The 18,731-nt window shown below is 42.7% G+C and carries 19 protein-coding genes; 17 read left to right on the top strand and 2 right to left on the bottom strand.

Annotated elements, in window-relative coordinates; translation table 11 throughout:
* Positions 1-12: 12 nt before the first annotated feature.
* The 14 genes from AACV12_RS10705 to AACV12_RS10640 all read left to right on the top strand — a co-directional run bounded on the left by AACV12_RS10705 (position 13) and on the right by AACV12_RS10640 (position 12,567).
* Positions 13-663 carry a hypothetical protein gene (locus tag AACV12_RS10705; protein ID WP_019280816.1) on the top strand — a complete coding sequence of 217 codons (651 nt, stop codon included), beginning with the start codon at positions 13-15 and terminating at the stop codon, positions 661-663.
* Positions 664-668: 5 nt separating this feature from the next.
* Complete coding sequence (locus AACV12_RS10700; protein WP_019280815.1) at positions 669-884, top strand: FliM/FliN family flagellar motor C-terminal domain-containing protein; 216 nt, start codon at positions 669-671, stop codon at positions 882-884.
* A gap of 189 nt (positions 885-1,073) precedes the next feature.
* Positions 1,074-1,637 (top strand): winged helix-turn-helix domain-containing protein, encoded by a 564-nt coding sequence (locus tag AACV12_RS10695; protein ID WP_019280814.1) that lies wholly within the window; start codon positions 1,074-1,076, stop codon positions 1,635-1,637.
* A gap of 291 nt (positions 1,638-1,928) precedes the next feature.
* Positions 1,929-5,459 (top strand): hypothetical protein, encoded by a 3,531-nt coding sequence (locus AACV12_RS10690; protein WP_249371337.1) that lies wholly within the window; start codon positions 1,929-1,931, stop codon positions 5,457-5,459.
* Between the two features lie 178 nt (positions 5,460-5,637).
* Entirely contained in the window at positions 5,638-5,910 is a 273-nt protein-coding gene (locus AACV12_RS10685) for a hypothetical protein (protein ID WP_019280812.1), read from the top strand.
* A gap of 52 nt (positions 5,911-5,962) precedes the next feature.
* Positions 5,963-6,655 (top strand): flagellar type III secretion system pore protein FliP, encoded by a 693-nt coding sequence (locus tag AACV12_RS10680; RefSeq protein WP_017042612.1) that lies wholly within the window; start codon positions 5,963-5,965, stop codon positions 6,653-6,655.
* A gap of 1 nt (position 6,656) precedes the next feature.
* The gene (locus AACV12_RS10675; protein ID WP_019280811.1) at positions 6,657-7,340 is read left to right on the top strand and encodes a hypothetical protein; all 684 of its coding nucleotides are present in this window, start codon (positions 6,657-6,659) and stop codon (positions 7,338-7,340) included.
* On the top strand, positions 7,333-7,608 hold the full coding sequence (locus AACV12_RS10670) for a hypothetical protein (protein WP_017047161.1): 276 nt from the start codon (positions 7,333-7,335) through the stop codon (positions 7,606-7,608). Before AACV12_RS10675 ends, AACV12_RS10670 begins: the two co-directional genes overlap by 8 nt.
* Positions 7,598-9,067, top strand: a complete 1,470-nt coding sequence (locus tag AACV12_RS10665) for a type II secretion system protein GspD (RefSeq protein ID WP_017047160.1) — start codon at positions 7,598-7,600, stop codon at positions 9,065-9,067. The genes AACV12_RS10670 and AACV12_RS10665 overlap by 11 nt, the downstream gene beginning before the upstream one ends.
* Positions 9,067-10,329 carry a type III secretion system ATPase VscN2 gene (vscN2, locus tag AACV12_RS10660; protein WP_019280810.1) on the top strand — a complete coding sequence of 421 codons (1,263 nt, stop codon included), beginning with the start codon at positions 9,067-9,069 and terminating at the stop codon, positions 10,327-10,329. The genes AACV12_RS10665 and vscN2 overlap by 1 nt, the downstream gene beginning before the upstream one ends.
* Positions 10,283-10,687 (top strand): hypothetical protein, encoded by a 405-nt coding sequence (locus tag AACV12_RS10655; RefSeq protein ID WP_019280809.1) that lies wholly within the window; start codon positions 10,283-10,285, stop codon positions 10,685-10,687. Before vscN2 ends, AACV12_RS10655 begins: the two co-directional genes overlap by 47 nt.
* Positions 10,681-11,964 (top strand): hypothetical protein, encoded by a 1,284-nt coding sequence (locus AACV12_RS10650; RefSeq protein ID WP_170900318.1) that lies wholly within the window; start codon positions 10,681-10,683, stop codon positions 11,962-11,964. The genes AACV12_RS10655 and AACV12_RS10650 overlap by 7 nt, the downstream gene beginning before the upstream one ends.
* A complete protein-coding gene (locus AACV12_RS10645; protein WP_017047156.1) occupies positions 11,951-12,184 on the top strand; it encodes a flagellar biosynthetic protein FliQ in 234 nt (77 codons plus the stop codon). Before AACV12_RS10650 ends, AACV12_RS10645 begins: the two co-directional genes overlap by 14 nt.
* 8 nt (positions 12,185-12,192) lie before the next feature.
* Positions 12,193-12,567 (top strand): hypothetical protein, encoded by a 375-nt coding sequence (locus AACV12_RS10640; protein ID WP_013868054.1) that lies wholly within the window; start codon positions 12,193-12,195, stop codon positions 12,565-12,567.
* 84 nt (positions 12,568-12,651) lie between these two features.
* Here the strand turns inward: AACV12_RS10640 and AACV12_RS10635 are convergent, their stop codons facing one another.
* The gene (locus AACV12_RS10635; RefSeq protein WP_170900317.1) at positions 12,652-13,563 is read right to left on the bottom strand and encodes a M14 family metallopeptidase; all 912 of its coding nucleotides are present in this window, start codon (positions 13,561-13,563) and stop codon (positions 12,652-12,654) included.
* Positions 13,564-13,843: 280 nt separating this feature from the next.
* Between AACV12_RS10635 and AACV12_RS10630 the strand changes: the two genes are divergently transcribed.
* The 3 genes from AACV12_RS10630 to rlmC all read left to right on the top strand — a co-directional run bounded on the left by AACV12_RS10630 (position 13,844) and on the right by rlmC (position 17,455).
* Positions 13,844-15,172: an HD-GYP domain-containing protein gene (locus tag AACV12_RS10630; protein ID WP_088718071.1), complete on the top strand. Its 1,329-nt coding sequence runs from the start codon at positions 13,844-13,846 to the stop codon at positions 15,170-15,172.
* A gap of 134 nt (positions 15,173-15,306) precedes the next feature.
* Entirely contained in the window at positions 15,307-16,218 is a 912-nt protein-coding gene (locus AACV12_RS10625; RefSeq protein ID WP_170900316.1) for a DUF808 domain-containing protein, read from the top strand.
* Positions 16,219-16,306: 88 nt separating this feature from the next.
* A complete protein-coding gene (gene rlmC / locus AACV12_RS10620) occupies positions 16,307-17,455 on the top strand; it encodes a 23S rRNA (uracil(747)-C(5))-methyltransferase RlmC (protein ID WP_170900315.1) in 1,149 nt (382 codons plus the stop codon).
* Positions 17,456-17,528: 73 nt separating this feature from the next.
* Here the strand turns inward: rlmC and pyrC are convergent, their stop codons facing one another.
* On the bottom strand, positions 17,529-18,557 hold the full coding sequence (gene pyrC, locus AACV12_RS10615; protein WP_088729749.1) for a dihydroorotase: 1,029 nt from the start codon (positions 18,555-18,557) through the stop codon (positions 17,529-17,531).
* Positions 18,558-18,731: the final 174 nt, after the last annotated feature.

Here is an 18,731-nt window from a genome sequence, read left to right as displayed (position 1 = left end):
TAGGAGTATTGTATGACAACCATCAGCCCCGTTATGTCTACTTTTTTGGATACTGACGATAGAGCATCCTTAGATAGTGCCACAAGACGACTGTTAGATAGCGAAGTGGTCAAACGAGCCACAACTGGCCATCAGAGCAATCAGATTCGAAGCTTATTTTCATCCGGTACTAAAGATCCATTATCGTTAATTGATGATATTTTGTCGAAATACACGAGTGATCAAACATTGAGAGCGGATCAAGCGGCTAAAGAAATTGAAAAGAAAGCAAATGCTATCGCAGAAATCAACCGCTTATGGGGTTTGATAATGCAAGATAACTTACCGAATGTTAACCCGACAAATAATGATAAAACACCGTTAGGAGATGCTGCTTCTTCTAGTTATCTAGACCAAATACAGGCAATTATCGCAAACGATTTGAATGATTCAAGAGGCATTGCTGCGATTACTGGCAAGAATTTAGCAGACTCAAAAACTTATCGAGTGAGTTATAACGATCTACAAGCAATGAATGCGACCATGACTGCATTCTGTGACACGATTCAAGTTGATCTAGATACCGAGCAACAACTGTTTAAAAATATTATGACGGACATCTCTTCTGCGCAAGAAGAAATTCGTGATATACGCAGAGCTATTGTTGCTATGGCGAAGGGGTAAAAATAATGAAAATTGCCATTGACGTTGTGATCGGCCATTGCACGATGACGTTAAGCGAACTCCATCAATTACAAAAGGGACAGATAAAATCATTTTCAGATTTCGTTCAATCGCAAGTGATGTTGAAAAGTGGTAATGAATTGATCGCAGTGGGGACTCTGGTCAAGGTCGATGACCAATACTGTGTGTCCATTGAGCAAGTAAATGCAATAGAAAGTTAATTTTTAAAAAGAAAGTTGGTGCCGTTCACTACCTTTCTTTTTATTCCGTGTTCCTTATCCTGTTATTATTAATGCATTAATTTTTTTTTGCAAAATAACACGTAATTCACAGGTTCACGGGGGTGCAATTTATCGGTTTTTGGTGGATTTAAGGACTTTAATTTCGAAAAAATAGAAGAGGGTAGACCTATGGAAAGAAATTATACGTTGGGAAAAGAAGTTATTTTTGATGCCCTGAAATGTGAAATTCTAGCAGATGAACAAATTGTTAGTCTCGGTAGCCGAGATGGTGCTATTTTAAAATTGCTATGTGAACAAAGTAATACAGTTGTTCTTAAAGAAGAAATTCATGAACAAGTGTGGGGGAAAGTATTAGTCAGTGAAACCTCATTGACTAAAGCCGTGTCAAATTTGCGTAAACATTTGTCATTGTTTGACGGAGTGACATGTGAAATTAAGACGGTTCCTAAAGAAGGGTATATGTTAATTACGGAGGTTCCATTTTCAGATTTATTATGGGTTGATATTCCTCCAGCAATAGAAATAAAACGTGTGACGAGTAGTGAACGGAAATTAGCGGCACGACCTACCTTGAGTGCTGTAAATAGATCGGATTCTTCGACAATGCAGATGGAATATAATGATTCATTTATTGATTTATTTGTTAGAGGTCATTTGGTTTTTTTTGTTGTCTTTTTTGCAGCGCTAATCGCTTCACTTTGTACGATCGGGTTTATGGTCCTCTGGTCGTGAATGGGCTGAATATTTTAAGTTTTATCTTAAAGCAAGTAGTAAGGTTAAAGGTATTTTGCTGCTTGTTTTGAGTGAGCACCATTTTTGTTTTTTTAGTTATAAGTGTTGATAGCCATTGTTGTTCTCTTTTTTTTAAAAAATATGTTATATGGCTATTAATAAGTAATTGTGCAGGCATAGATTGTATTTCTTATTCTACGAAGAAGAGTGGTAATCCCTATGGTTACGAATGTACCGGCTACGCAGATCAATTCTATTCATCAAGACATAAACGAAAACGAAAATGGATTAATGTTTAATCCTATTCGTCCAGATACTATTAGTGCTCAGCACTTTGTAGACCTTACCAGTGTTGATCAACCTCATGGTCTTAAAATGATGGCTTCAATTCAAGATGGTAAACTCATTCTAATCACGGGGAAAAACCGTGGTTTATTACGTGAGATGTGGCATCGTCGGCCATTCCATCATCGTAAAGCTGATTATTTATTCGCACCCATTGAAATCCCTAATAAGCGAATTACTCAACTTTGGATTGACAAAAAGCAAAATCTTCAAGCCGTTTATACGGATATAACGACGGGTAATACGCACTGTAGCCACATTAAACTTATGCCTAAATTGACGAGTCAGGGTCAATTAGTTGTTGATGTTCATACATCGGCGAATACTGAAGTGACATTGGGAAGTGATAACACGCCACCCGTAACGCTCATGCTGAAAGGTGAACAGGAAGCAGATGTAAAAATTGATTCCTTAAACAATCGCAGATTAAGTGTCGCTAGTGGTAAGGCGCAATTGGCTCCACCCTTGTCAGACCAAGAATATATTCAGCACATCAAGCCTTGCGGGAAATGGTTACAAGTCACTATTGCAACCATTGGCGAAAATACAGGTAGACAACGAATTATTTATCTCGATACGCAACATTTGGAATTCCGAACAGAAACAAATGCATTACCTGAAAAATGGCAATCGGCGGTTTCTGATACGCCACCAATTGCTTTTGCGCATTTCGCGGCCAACAACAGTAGTCATTTTGTCAATGCTAACCCTTTTGTTGGCAACAAAGTGAAGCATATTGGCAATCAATTTGTGCCACTGTCTGGCTGGATTGATGGAATTAAGCATCGAGTCTCACGCGGCAACGAAAAGTGGCAACGAGGTAGAAAAGTCGATGCAGCTAAGTCTTATGCTAAATCGATTGATCCTGGGTTACATACCATGGCGTTATGGGGAAAACAGAGATGGAATCATCGCCATCTGCCCGCTGAAATTGTAATGGCTGAACAGCGTTTGGCTAAGCAGCTGAGTTTGAAGTCGTATTTAAGACATGAATGGAATAAGTGTTTTTTAACGGATGAATTTGATAAGGATAGATCACGATTAGATTCACGGCTTCGTGTTGCACTCAGTATTTCTTGCGTTGGAAATAACACTAGAGATAGCGATAAAATAGAAGAGCTAACAGCAGAGAAACTCATTCTTGACTCATTGAAATCGAGTGAAAAAGTGCTCGATCAAGTAGTGATTACCAGCGTGAGTGGTAAACGCTTAATGGATTCTGCCTTAAAAGAAAATATATCAATATTAAACAAACAGCTCTCGGATTTGCTTTTACACTCCGATGCTCAGAACTTATCAATCGAGCCTATCCACTCAATCCTACGGTCAATGCAGAATCAGTTAACAACATTGACAGATTCGACCCATTCTTCGTTTAAATATAAAGAGATTGACCTTTATCTCTCATATATTGAACGAACGCTGATCAATACTCGGCTTTATCTCGCCTGTCAGGGGGCTTCTGAATCTATTAAAATCCAAACAAATCCGATGGATACCCTAAAACATAAATTGTTGAACGAGAGAAGTGACGAGTTGAATAGTGCTATCCAAACGGGCTGTCCTTCGATGAAGGCATGGCGGTGTGCTAATAAAATACATTCTCGTATGGCTGAGTCACTAAACAACCAGCAGAATGGTTTGGGGAAAGTATGGACGCATGTTACAGGCAATCAAACACCCGCTCATCAGATCTTGGATCAAATCGTTCAGCGTATGCATGCCTTGCCCAAGGGAGATGCGTTAACGTTAAGCGCACAGCAGGGGCTGAGCGGCTTTGCTGGAATTGCCCATTTTGGTTTACCTTTTGCCGGGGGCTATTTTGCAGGTGTAATGGCTTATTATGAAAAGCACTATGATTGTAAGTTAGTGGCGCTTGGTGATGAAAAAACGCAAATTCAGTTCGTTCGAAAAAAAGATAAAATGGCAACAGCGATGCTTGGTACGGGGGCGGGCATGGAAGACATTGCCAACCTGGTGAAGGATCAGTATGGATCTGTGGTGACTGTGTTGCCTTTTGAAGCAACCTTAGCTTTAACTGCGAAGAAAGAACATGAACAAAATTTCGCGTTTAATGTAAAAAATGTCGACTTATCAAAAATGCTAGGCTACCTCTTCAAACTCGAAGATGGGGATAAAGTTCTGCAAGAGTATCAAGATACGATAAGTCATCCCCAATATACGAGTGAGCAGACAAAAACACTTAAGGTGACGTTGGCCGAAAACTCTGAAGTTCGGCTGCAAAGGGGGATAAATGTGTCACCCAATATGTTTATGGTGGCACCACGGTCTTATATCAAATTTGGGGCCGATGTTTCGGTGGCCAGAGAGAATAAGCGCGTCACTAAAATAGGAAATGAGAGCAGTTTACATGTCCAAACTGACTACGTTGCGAGTTTAAATGTCTCCGCGGGTTCTGGAGTGACAGCGATGGTGTTTCCACTTGCTCCCCCCTATGCTTTCCCCACAGCAATCGATGAAAAAACGTTTGCAACCACCACCCCTAGTTTGGCTCAGCATGGTTATGTTACACGTTTTAACCAGTTAGGCAGCCATGAACTGCCTTTAGCCTCAATGCATGGCATTAATGGACCAATTGATGATACGCCTGCGGTCGTGCTCCAAAGTAGTAACGTGATACAAAACGATTGGATGACTCAGAACGACGTCAGCAGTAATGATCTCGATTTGTTACAACCCATTCAAACTGACCACCAAAATCATATTCAGTTGAACCAACTTTATCATTGGTTGAACACGAACGGTACAGGAGAAAAACAGCTACAAGCTAGGGGGGTAAGTATATTGACCAAATTGGCTATAGCAGAAAAAATGGGTTACCACGAAGTCAACAAAGAGATTGCTGCCGATAAAATAGAACACTTGAAAGTGAGTTATGATCAACGAATTCATTGGCGTTGTCGTTGGGCTGATAATATTCGTCGTCATATTCATATCAGACCTAAATATTCGCGTTCTCTTAGTCAGATAATTGGTGGTGAAACATCAGCTACAGGACGTAAATTTCTGCAAGAAATTAAAGCATCGAGCCAAAGTCAAAGCCAATTACTCAACGCAGGGCGAGAGTCTTTTGTGCAAGCGACGGCAAAATATCGCTTAGAACGAAACCAGTTAGATGTACTGACAAAGGAACTCGTTGAGCAACTTACTCGAAGTAAGAGCACCAAAGCTGCACACAAACTATTGGCTAAGTTCGATCAACAGCTTTCTCGTAGTAGCAAAGCGGATCGTAACCAGTTTCAATTGACCGAAATCGCGTTTCAGCGCATTTCTTCAATGAGCCGACACCCTGCGGGTATTCTCCCCATGATTAAAGTTAAACAAAAAAGTCAGATAATGATGACAGAGTCTCTCGGGGAGATAGTATTTACACCATCAAGCCCAGAGATGGATAAAAACAATACTCCTTTATTTATCAATCAATTAGACCCTTCATTGTTTAGCGTAAGCTATTAACCTTACGGATAAAATAGGGTTGTGAAAAATGTTGAATTTTTATACCTCGCAAATAATCAACATTCTTCATTTTATGCGTCGGTGAATCATTGTTAGTGTTGGCCATCGCAAATTGATGTGGGCTGTGAGCATTTCTTACATCTACTTCATCTTTTTATTACTTAAAGGAAAACAAAAAATGGCGGCTATTAGAGCTATTATTGCTGATGATGCACTGACTACAGGTGAAGTCGGTAGTACTTTTCAAGATTTTATTGCACAAGCTGATGGTGCAATCGAGACGTTCATTACGGCTCATACTGATGCCACTACGGGAGCTCTGGATCTTTCTGCATCGGATTCTTTGGAACTGCAAAAATTGATGTCAGATCAGAGTATTGCAGCACAGACAGGGACAACAACCTTGAAGTCACTAAAAGATTCGATTATTGCAGCAGCAAGAAATATCTAATTTTATAAGAGGCATCATGCCTGTTTTTTGATGTATTTAATGACGGTGAAATATGCTTCAGCTACTTAGCCCTGACAATGCCTATTCAGGTGCCAACTTATTACTTTTATTGGTATTGGTATTGTTGTCAACGGTGTTTTTCATCTGTTTTTCTGGTTTTGTTAAATACAATATAGTGTTAAATATTATCAAAAACGCGGTTGGAACACAGCAAATCCCACCGGCGATTGTGGTGAATTTATTGGCGGCACTCATGGCGCTAAATAGTGTGTGGCCCGATATAAAACCCGGTATAGAGCGCATAAAACCTTATTTTTCTGAGCAATCAGAAAATGAACAGATGTTTGACGTGTTTTATGATCAAAGCTTGGAAGAAGAAAAACCGCAAAATATAACGATGTACTATTTAGCAAGTCATATGTTTGAGTTTTTTCCTGAGCTGTTGGAACGATCTAAAATAAAGACAAACCAGTTACTTTCCATGATTGATATTCCGCTGAACTTTGATGAAACCACGGATACGTTTAAGTATTTTCTGGGCAGTTTAGTATTAGATCTGTATCAAGGGTTTGAACTTGGGTTGAAGTTGTATTTGATCTTCGTGAGTATCGACTTCTTAATTGCCGTGATATTGAGTGGGGTGGGGATGACGATGTTATCACCAACGGTAATCTCTACCCCAGTTAAGCTTGCTGTGTTCTATTTTTCAGACAGCTGGACTCTTTTGTTCAGAGCGCTTGCGTGATATGGAAGCGGTACTTTTTCCCGATTGGCTTTTATTTGCTGGGTTGTTTTTATTCCTGAAAATTTACAACCCTACTCGGCTTTATTTGGATAATACCACGTGTTTAGCCATCGCGATTGTGCTTGCGATTGGGCTAGATGCGAGTGATTTGGCACAAGTTCCAACCCCTTGGTGGGTTGCAAGTGTTGTATTTTTTGCGCTTTTTTCCTCAGTGCCATATTGGTTAAGTGGCACGATAGGTAATGTTATTCAGCAATTGCTCTTGCTGAACGAGCAGTCTGTACAGGACCGTCGTTTTACTGATGAATCAGAAGCACTTGCTAAAATCAGCAGTCTTATTTTCCTGATGTATGCACTAGAGAGTGGTGCTTTATTTCGTCCACTCTTTGATGTATTTACGCAAACACAGAATCAAGACATCAACAATCCGTTTGAAACACTTTACTTCATGATCGTCGATAGTTTATCGATGATGATGGTTGTATCAGGGAAATATATAATTTTGATGCTCACGATTACGGTAGGTTGTGGCTATGTGGATCTCTTTTTTAAAAAGGCGTCATTGTCTATGTTTGTTACGACAAGCATTAAAGCGATCGTAGTTATTATTATCATTAATCTCTGGTTGTTGAGTGACCAGTTTTATGTGTTCAAACAAATGATGCAAAAGGTAGGTTATGAATAATAGAGTAGAAATGACAAACAGGTTGGCTATTGCTCAAACGCATAGCGGTATGGACGATTTTGATACTGTTGCTCAGGAAGTTTCGCGAACCACGAAAGTACAAAATGAAGTAACAACTAATATCAAGGAAGAGGGAATTACTGAAGAAGACATGCTGAGTCAAGATGAGATTGTGGAGATGATACTGAAACAATCGGTTATGAATGAAACAGTGCGTCAAATGAAGCAAAACCAAGAACGTTTAAAAGAGATACTTAATGAAGATTAAACTGCTGTCATTGGCTTTTTTCTTGTGTGCAACAATGGCACAAGCCAGTGTACTAATTAAACAGCAAGATATTGATTTAAAAGGAGCCTTATCTGCAATTGCCAAGGATATGCAAGTCAAACTGGTCAATGATCTTGATGATAAAACCCAACGTCAGATTCTGACTCAAACGTTATCAGGGGAAGGGCCTGAGCTATTGAGACGACTTTCTGATGTGTATGATTTTGACTGGTATGTTTATGGTGGAATGCTAACGGTTGAAGCCGGAAAAACGTATATTAATTACGCTTATAAGCCACGTAATATTTCATCTCAAGCGTTACTGAAAGAATTGAAACAAACCTTTGATACCAACTTAACAACTAAGCTCAAATTAACCGAGCGAAGAAACTCAATTTTATTCTCTGGCACACGTAAATTTGTCAATGATGCCGTCAGTTATGCCAATATGGTGGATAAAAACCAATTTCTTGAAAACGGTAATAATTTAGAATTAGCGCGAATTGAATTTCATTTTATCTCAGTCATTGATCGCAGTGTCAGCACTTTCGATAGTACGGTCACCTTTCCAGGTGCTCAAGCATTGATTGCAGCGGCCATAACCAACATTGGACAATTTCAGAATGTCAGTGATGGGGAAATGGTACAGCGCACTTATAAAGTTAAGTTGAGTGAAGGTGAAAAACAGCAATTAGACGAGGAAGAAAAAACGTCTAATGTGCAGGCTTTACCTGCGGCCAATGCCCTTTTAGTCCGAGGTACTCCGGAAGAAATTAAACTGGCGAAACGCATCGCAGCTTTGATTGATGTCAAACGACAACAACTGCTTTTTTCGCTAAAAGTGTATGACGTCGCCGCTGATCGTAATGAGAATTTTGGTATTGATAGCGCTTGGTTGAGCGGTATCAAAGGGATTTACGATATTGTGATCCCACCTTTTACCCAGACAACTGAGTTTTTAAAAAATTTCCAAGCGCTGTCTTCCAACGGCATTGCTCGTGGTGTCTATCAGACCAATCTTTTAGTGCTTGAAAATCAAAAAGGTCACTTTGGTAAAAAAGAGACAGCGACTATCACCTTGATCTCTGAACGCCAGGTTGAAACCCAAAAAATAGAAGCCGATAACAGTTTGTACGTGACTGGCCGACTATTACCATCTGGCAATGTGCAGGCCAAAGTTGAATATATAGAAGAATCTTTAGGTGATACGGCAGATTCTGAAAGTACCAAAAGTGAGCCACCAAGAGTGAGCTCACAATCGTTGGAAACAGAAGTTTATATTAAGCCGAATCAAACGGTGATTCTCGGTGGTTTTGATAACACTGTTACTCAATCGACAACCAACGCCGTGCCAGTGCTTTCAAGTATTCCTTTCTTAGGAGAGCTGTTCAAAAACACATCGCAGACAAAACGTAAATTCAAACGCTATGTGTCTATTTCATTTGAGGTGATTGAGTAATGTTAAATCACTTCTTTAAGGTGAAAGAATTGTATCAAGATACAGTGGTTTGTCATGTTTCTATCGATACCTTTGTTGGCCAAGAATGTTTCATTCACACAGTGAGTGGGGACAAAATTCGTGGTGAAGTGATGAAAGTTGCGCAACCGAGAGTGGAGATCAAACTACTTCAACCCGGTGCGGTACAGCGTGGTGGACGAGTAGAAATCACCCCTCGTCGATTCTGTTTTCCTTTGAATGAAAAAGCATTAGTAGGGAAAGTGATCAACTGTTACGGCGAGTCACTCTATGGTGATGATTACCTAACGCAGCCTGGTGAATTTGTTGATTTACCGATCATTATTGAGCCGATCCCGTTGCAGATGCGAGCGCCTATTGAAACGGTTTTTCCAACTAAACTTAAGATTATCGATGGGTTGTTTACGATTGGTGAAGGGCAACGTGTTGGTTTATTTGCCCCAGCCGGTGCTGGCAAAACGACAACCGTATCTATTATGGCGAATAACATGGAAGCTGATGTTGTTATCTTCGCCATGATTGGAGAGCGAGCCCGCGAAGTCATCGAATTTTTAGAGGGAGAGATTGGCCCAGAAGTCATTCGTAAATCCATCACTGTGGTTTCGACATCGGAAGCGAATCCTTTGGAAAAGGTGCGTTCTGGTTTAGTCGCCGTATCTATTGCTCGCCATTTTATGGAACAGGGTAAAAAAGTGGTGATCTATTTCGACTCGTTGACTCGTTTTGCTCGTGCGCAAGCCATGCTGGATGGTACGCCGATTAAAGGTGGTATTCCGATCGGTGTGTCGCTCGCATTGTCGCGCTTGGTTGAAAGTTGTGGCAACTCAGTGTGCGGTTCAGTAACGGGTATTTTCACCGTCTTGATTGAAAAAGAGATAGATGATGACCCGATTGCTCATGAGGTGAAATCTCTGATTGATGGCCATCTTGTGTATTCAACAACCATTGCTTCGACTGGCCGTTATCCCGCTATTGATGTATTGAAAAGCAAAAGCCGTCTACAAAATAAGGTTCAGGATAAGAAATACGTCCGTTTGTCAGAGCAAATCAAAGATATGGTGTATCGCTATTTCAATGTTGAATTGTTGATTCGGGTTGGAGAGTACGAAAAAGGTAACGATTTAGAAACAGACAAAGCGATTGATCTTTTCCCGATCGTGATGGAGTTTTTAAAACAAGGTTTTGAAGGTGTCGAGTATGAAGAAACACTCGAAGCGATGGAAAGAATTTGGTCAGATTATTGAGATCGTTGATATTCGAATCGATAAACAGCAAAGAATGTTAGTTAAGCTGAGAAAACGCAATCAGGAACTGCAAGATCAGATCGAGGAATTTTGGCGGCGTATTGAAGTGTTACAGCAAGAGCTTAAAAGTTTGGTCGTGGTAAAAGAGAACAACGCACTGAGCCGTCTCTTTATGCGTCGCGAGAGTGTCAAAACGAACATTGAATCGGTTTTTTTCGACGCCTCGATTACTCGACAAAAAGCGGAGGATTTAGCTTCTGAAATAGAGCTGGTTGAAGCGGAAAAACGACGCCTTGAAAAGCGCAAAGATGCGCTTCATGAAATCCGAGAAGAATTGAGGTATGAGAAAGCATGTTAAGTAAACTCAATCAAATCACGTCAACCCCCTTGGCGTCGAAGGATAACAATTTTGAAGGTATGTTGGGTGATTTATCCGATGAACTCAATACCGTTGATGCCAGCTCTGCCACTGATACGAGCCTATCTAAGAGTAAAGATAAGTATAAGGGCGTTCTTAAAAAACGTCGTGATGTAATAGAGAACAACGCTAGCTTCGAAGGCTTGATAGCGAATACAACCGTAATGCAGAAGAACGAGCTCTCTTTTAAGCCTCAAATAAAAACAGCGGCTGATCAGAAAGTACGAATGACGGGAGTAAACGAAAATCGACGGATCACACCTTCTCTTATAACAAAAGAGACGCAGTTATCGTCACTAAGTGAAACAAAGCACCCTGTATGTGGTGTAGAGAAGATGGCTCTTAAAGAACAACCGTTGATGGTGTTGAATCGTGTAAAAATACAAGGTGATGGAATCAAGCTAACGACTGCCCATTCGGCCCTTACGTTACCGTTACCTCACGTTAAGTCGAATTTTGGCGGTTATATGTGGTCGCATTCTGAAGTATTAAGTCAGGCGCAATCAAAGCAAGGAGATGGAATAAAGTCTGTCTCTCCGCACCTTACGGTGATGCGACCCATGCAGGGTAAGTTGATTTCTGAGCAGGGTGTAAAGAGCCCTTCACCAGCATTAGCTCAGACGCAATCCAAGCAAGGATACGGAGCCAAGCTTGCCTCTCCTCACCTTACGATGGCGCGACCCATGCAGGGTAAGTTGATTTCTGAACAGGGTGTAAAGAGCCCTTCACCAGCATTGGCTCAGACGCAATCAAAGCAAGGAGACGGAATCAAGTTTGCCTCTCCTCACTTTACGATGACGCGACCCATGCAGGGTAAGTTAAATTTGGAGCCGAATGTCGGTTTACGTTCTGGAGCACAGAATCGAGAGTGGGCGATAGCACCTAGTGCGTTGAAAGAGATCCAATCTCAAATATTTATGGGTAGATTTTCTGGCGGGGATTCAAATAATTTGAAAGGTTCACCTCTTACTCTATTTGAGGCTGAGCCAAAGAATGTGCATACAGGCAGTGTTAATTTGAATCCTAGATATTCGGTCTTACAAAACTTTCCAGTAGTGAGTTCGAATTATCTAAATTATTCATTATCACCTGACCTATTTTGGCAATATCCGAAGGTAAATAGTTACCGAGTTTTTTTCGCAAAAAAATACTACTTATTTAAATTTGAAAATAATAAAGTAACCAGTTTGTTAGAGGAATATTATGACCGTACTTGATGTCACTGCTGCATGCCTAGATATTGTGAAAAATGCGATTATTATTTTTTCCTTAGGTTTTGTCATTACAGGTGTGGTTGTTGGATTATTGCAAACGGTATTTAGCGTCCAAGATCCTGGTCTTCCAATGTCAGCTAAATTAGTTGTATTTATCATTTTGCTTACACAGGTCGGTGGGAACATTTATGAACAGTTCCACCTGCTTTTTCATCAGTTATAGGATAAAAAATGAATAGATTAAGAGAGCTCGTTTATAAAACTTTAGTAGATAATTTGGGCGTGCAACCGAATTTGCTTTCAAGGATTGAGGGGAATGAACCGATCGGTATTGAATTGATCGGTGGTGAGGAGATTTTTATTAATTTACAGGAAAATGCGATACAAACTTTTGTCGAAATTCCAATCTTTGATACACGAGTTCTTCGTTTGAAATCTCAAAAAATAATGGATTTGTTATGTTCAGACGAAAGTGTTTTTATGAATGTAAAAAAGAATAAACTCATTATGATTTCTGAATTATCTGCAAATGTAATGAATGTAGACCGTGAACTTGCTGATAAATTACAATTCTTTAATAATGTGATTCACCAAGTTAAGAGTTGAGAAAAGCAGGCCGTATTTATGCGGCCTGCTTTTTTCGTTACCACTCATGAATCCATGACATAGGGGGTTGGGTGTTTTATTGTTTTAGCGGCACACGTAGTCCAAAGCGCCAACAATGGCGGCGACTTGTGCGTCATTACACTCTTGCGCTGTGACTTTTGGGCTATCTGGGTACACTTCGGTGGTGGTGCCGAAGTAGCAATTTGTGATGCCACCGCATAACCCTAACGCTTTCATGGGGTAGTTGATCACTCCTTCTTGAGTGATCGGAGAGCCGATGATCTCGCCTTTACTGTCGGCTGGTGCAATGTGCGTGACTTTGCGTACCGATTCAATAATGGCTGCTTGGAATTCTGGCTGCGGATTTTCCGTATCGCCGACAGTATAAAACCCATCGGGAATCGTATCGGCTTCATATTTAATCCCATCGCGCGCTGCTAGTGCAGGGCGAAACTCGCTTTCATCACTGTCTGTAGTTTCATGTAAATCAATATGCACCAGCACGTCACCTAAGCTTGCGACCCAGCGCATTAAGCTTGCAGACTCTTCGGCTGGGCTATTGGCGTAAAATGAGCGATTAGGGTCAAGCGCTGATGGGTTCCAACGATTGATCGTTTCATAGCCCCAAGGGCTTACGCACGGGGCAACGGCAATGTTGAAATGAGATTGATACTGCTGTGCTTGAGTCGCTAAAAACTGCAACGCGCCGTGCACTCCGCTGGTTTCGTAACCGTGTACACCACCTGTGATCAACACCGTTGGTTTGTCAGGGTTCCATGAGCGACTTTTTAAGGCAAATAATGGGTAGCGATCTTTGTCTATTGATAGTGCACCGTATTGCTCTATCTCAAAATCCGTTGCCAAAGCGTTAATTTTCGGCACGACTTCTTGCTGATATTCTCGTTTAATCGTCGTTTGCGCGAGCCACGCTTCGCGTTCTGCTGCTTGCCAAGGTGTGCCTGGCGTACCGATAGGATAAGTATAAACAGAGTACATGAGGGTTCCTTTCTGACTAGTTGCCCACAGAGTAAGAGGTGTGAGTGTTAAGAGCAATCAAAAATACCAAGCTGGATTTACCACAGCCCGTTAACAGGGTTCATTACCTCAACCTGTTTTTGGGGCAATGCAGGTTTGTTAGAGCAAGGAAATAGCCGACTCTGGCCTGATAACTGAGGTAAATCATTGGCTAAACCGAACGGTCACATCTAAACTGCAACCAGACCAATGCAATTGAGTGAGAACACGATTGGAGAATAGTTTCCCCCTTTCTGAACTAATGATTTCGCTAACGACCGCCTTAGACATGACGGAAGGCCAACCACCGGAGCACTGCATTCGTTGTTGCTGGGTTGGTATGCATATTGGCATGCAATTAGAGCTCGATCAGGCTGAGCTGCATGATCTGTTTTTTACCTTGCTATTGAAAGATGCGGGCTGCAGTAGCAACGCCGCGCGAATTTGCGAGTTGTATGCCACTGATGATCTCGCTTTCAAACGGCGTTATAAAACCGTCGGAACCAGTCTATCGAGTGTGATTAACTTTATCGTCAAAAATACCGGTTCAGAGCAGAGCTGGGCAGAACGTATTTTAACTACCATCGACATTTTGAAAAATGGTAATGATTATGCACAAGAGCTTATTCAAACTCGTTGTACTCGTGGGGCTGATGTGGCGCGAGAGTTGCGATTTAGCGAAGTCGTCGCGCAGGGGATCCACTCACTGGATGAACATTGGAATGGTCAAGGGCGTCCTCAACAGCTAAAAGGTGAAGCTATCCCCCTTTTCTCGCGGATTGCGTTATTAGCTCAAGTGTTTGACGTTTTTCAAATGGAACATGATTTGGACGAAGCAATACGCGAGGTTACAGAGCGTAGTGGTGTATGGTTTGACCCACAATTGGTTGAGATTATTGAGCAGTTGGTGGATAACCCGCACTTTGTGGCTAGCCTCAAAGCCTCTGATATCAGCCAACGAGTGATGCATTTACCACCGGCACAAGCGCATCAGCCTTTGGATGAAGCGTATTTAGACTGTATCGTCACGGCATTTGGCAAGATTGTTGATGCAAAAAGCCCCTATACCGCAGGGCACAGTGAACGAGTGGCTGTGTATACTGATTTAATCGCACGACAATTAGCCATTTCGGAAACTGATCGATCTTGGTTGAGACGCGCGGCATTACTGCACGACATTGGTAAGTTAGGGGTCAGTAATGCCATTTTAGATAAACCCGGTAAGTTAGACGATATGGAGTGGAAAGCCGTTCAGGCACATGCCGCGTTTACTGAACAAATCTTGCAGAAATTATCGCCCTTTAAGACGTTGGCACGTATGGCAGGGGCACATCATGAGAAACTCGATGGTACTGGCTATCCGCGTGGTGTAAACGGTGATGAGATCAGCGTGATGACTCGAATCATCACGACGGCCGATATTTTTGATGCTCTCAGCGCGGAACGTCCTTATCGCTCCGCGATGCCAATTGATAAAGCACTTTTGATCATGCAAGAGAATCTACATACTGCCATTGATCCTGACTGCTTCGCCGCGTTACAGAGCGCTCTGGCTCAATTGCCAGCCGAATATACTCAGTCACTGAGCTAGTGTTCTTTACTGCTTTGCTACTTGAAGCGTCAGCACTGTTGGTGGGATTCTCATCGCTGTGTTTCCCTTCATCAGCGCTTGGTGTTACATTTTGTCACGCTTTGAATAATGAAAATGAATAAGAGAGAATTTGCATGGCAGGCGCGAGCTTACTTACCCTTCTTGATGATATTGCAACCGTGCTCGATGATGTGGCGTTGATGTCAAAAATGGCCGCGAAAAAAACGGCAGGCGTATTGGGGGATGACTTGGCGCTCAATGCTCAGCAGGTGTCTGGTGTTGCCGCTGAACGAGAGATCCCAGTGGTATGGGCAGTGGCTAAAGGCTCATTTCGCAACAAATTAATTTTGGTTCCCGCCGCCTTGCTGATGAGCTCATTAGCCCCTTGGCTGATAATGCCGCTCTTGTTAGTCGGTGGACTTTTTCTCTGCTTTGAAGGGGCAGAAAAAATCTTAGAAAAAGTGTTTCATACCAGTCATCACAGCACCGCTGACGCGGATGAGCGCATGCTCACTGACGTATCGATTGATGACTATGAAAAACGTAAAGTCGCTGGGGCGATTCGGACCGATTTTATTTTATCGGCCGAGATCATCGTGATTGCGTTGGGGACAGTGCAAGGCCATAGCATGGTGACACAAATTTTGGTGGTGAGTTTGATTGCAGTGGTCATGACCATCGGCGTTTATGGTTTGGTGGCAGGCATTGTGAAATTGGACGATTTAGGTTTCTACCTAGAGCGCACTTCAGATGGCGCAGGGCTGCGTGCTCGCTTTGGTAAAGGGTTGATCAGTTTCGCGCCTAAGCTCATGAAAGCATTAACTGTAGTGGGTACCGCCGCGATGTTTTTAGTGGGCGGTGGCATTGTGGTGCACAACATCCCTTTTATTCACCACGTGCTTGAACCTGTGATTGTAGCCGTTGCTGAACTCTCTTTATTAGCAGTAGTGATGCCAACCTTGCTTAATGGTTTCGTTGGTTTACTCGCCGGGCTGGCTGTGGTTGCAGTGTGGGGGATAGTGAGTAAATTGAAACCGTCCCATTAATTTTTTTTATGGTGATGATAACCATATTGAATGGTGATTTGCCCGCAGACGAATAGACTAGCGCTTTTCGTTTTTGGCAGTTCCCATTATGCAGTGTGCGTTTTTTGATCAACAGCTGTGCCGTTCTTGTACTCATTGCGCGGTTTCTTATTCAGAGCAGGTGAAGCGCAAAGATTTGGCACTAAAAGCGCTGTTTTCAACGCAGATGCCACAGCAGTGGCTAGAACCTGTCATAAGTGAAGAGACGGGTTTTCGTAACAAAGCGAAAATGGTGGCTCTTGGCGCGGCTCATGCACCGATTTTGGGTGTTGAATCCATGGTTGATGGGCTATCAACGCCCGTGTCGTTAGTGCAATGTGCTCTCTACCCACAAGAGACACAAGCGCTATTAACTTATCTACAAGATTGGATCCGTAGCTCGGGCATTCCTCCCTATAATAAAGCCAAGAAGAAAGGCGAACTCAAATACATATTGCTCACACGCAGCGAATATTCAGGTGAGTTTATGCTGCGTTTCGTATTGAGAAGCCGCGAAGCTTTAGGCCGAGTTGAGCAAAACCTCGCGCGGCTTCAGGCGCAGTTTCCAACCATTCGCGTCGTCTCAGTTAACCTTCAACCCATCCACATGGCGCGCCTAGAAGGTGAAGAAGAGATTTTTTTAACCGAGTGTGAGTATTTGATTGAGCAGTTTAATCAGGTGCCTATGGTTATCCGCCCGAAAAGTTTTTTCCAAACCAACCCGCATGTAGCGAAGCAGTTGTACGCGGCGGCGCGTGATTGGGTGAGAGAGATAAACCCAAGTCACATGTGGGATCTGTTTTGTGGCGTGGGCGGTTTTGCCCTACATTGTGCCAGTCCAACTACGACAGTCACAGGCATTGAAATTGAACCAGAAGCGATCGCCAGTGCTAAACGCTCTGCCAAGACGATGGGCATTACCAATTTAGACTTTGCTGCGCTGGATTCTGCCCAATTCTCACAGGCTCAATCAATCGCTCCTGAGTTGGTGCTAGTCAACCCTCCGCGTCGTGGTTTAGGAGCTGAATTAGTTGAGCGATTGGTGGCTTTATCACCCAAACACATCATTTACTCAAGCTGTAACCCGCAAACGCTGATCACTGATATGCAAGGTATGGTGGGCTACTTACCCAAAAAACTGCAATGGTTTGATATGTTTCCACATACCGATCATAGCGAAGTGATGGTGCTGTTAGAGCGTCAGCCTAAGCTGAGATAAGCGCTGTGTGGTGCAAAAATGATAATGATAAAGAGAGGGAAGCCGCGGCTTCCCTTTTTGATGCATTAATGGGCTATTTTACTGCCCACGCGACCGTTTCACCGGCGCGGATCGGCACCACAATATCTGAGCCAAATGGCATACTTTCAGCAACTGGCCACTCTTCTTTGACCAAAGTAACGGTGTCGTTATTACGGGGTAGGCCGTAAAAATCAGGGCCATTGTGACTGGCAAACGCTTCAAGGTTGCCAATTTTACCAACTTGCTCAAACACCTCTGCGTATAACTCTAAGGCTGCGTGCGCTGTGTACGATCCAGCACAGCCGCAAGCGGCTTCTTTTTTGCCTTTGGCATGAGGCGCAGAATCAGTACCCAAGAAAAATTTCTTATTGCCCGATGTCGCTGCCTGAATCAGCGCAAGCTGGTGGGTGTTGCGCTTAAGGATTGGCAAACAGTAAAAATGAGGGCGAATACCACCAGCAAGCATGTGATTGCGGTTATAAAGTAGATGGTGCGCCGTGATCGTTGCCGCTACATTCTGGTTCGCATTTTGTACAAACTCGGCAGCATCGGCGGTGGTGATGTGTTCTAACACTATTTTCAGATTTGGGAAATCATTAACAATAGGAGCAAGCACTGTATCGAGGAAGGCTTTTTCTCGGTCAAAAATATCCACATCGTGAGCAGTTACTTCGCCATGAATCAGCAGCAGCATGCCAACGTCTTGCATCGCTTCCAATACAGGGTAAATATTTTGAGCGCAGGTTACGCCAGAATCTGAATTGGTGGTCGCCCCAGCCGGATAAAGTTTGGCTGCCACGACAGCGCCAGAAGCTTTGGCTTTGCGGATCTCATCAGGTGTCGTGTTATCGGTGAGATAAAGCGCCATGAGTGGCTTGAAAGAATCACGTGGTTTTTGCGCCATGATGCGCTGTTGGTACGCTAATGCTAATTCTGTGGTGGTGATTGGCGGGACCGTATTGGGCATGATCAGTGCGCGGCCGTTGTAGCGACTGATGTCTCGTACTGTATCGGCCAACACATCACCATCACGTAAGTGAACATGCCAGTCGTCTGGACGAGTAATCGTTAATGTTTTCATTGGTTGCTCCCACCGGAAAATAAATTGATTGGAGCTTAAACGGGCTTCGCTTTTAATGTGCGCGCAATCGCTTACGTTTAAGCGACAGGATGATAGAGGAAACAGGGGTGAATTTCATCCTTTTATTTTCCATAGGGTTAGCCAGCTTTGGCGATTTCCATTATCATCGCGTTA

The organism is Vibrio sp. 2-2(8) (genome assembly GCF_963888495.1).
GTDB classification, from domain to species: Bacteria; Pseudomonadota; Gammaproteobacteria; order Enterobacterales; family Vibrionaceae; genus Vibrio; species Vibrio anguillarum.
Note: the sequence above shows the minus strand (reverse complement) of the source record. Positions and strands in the feature narration are given on the sequence as shown.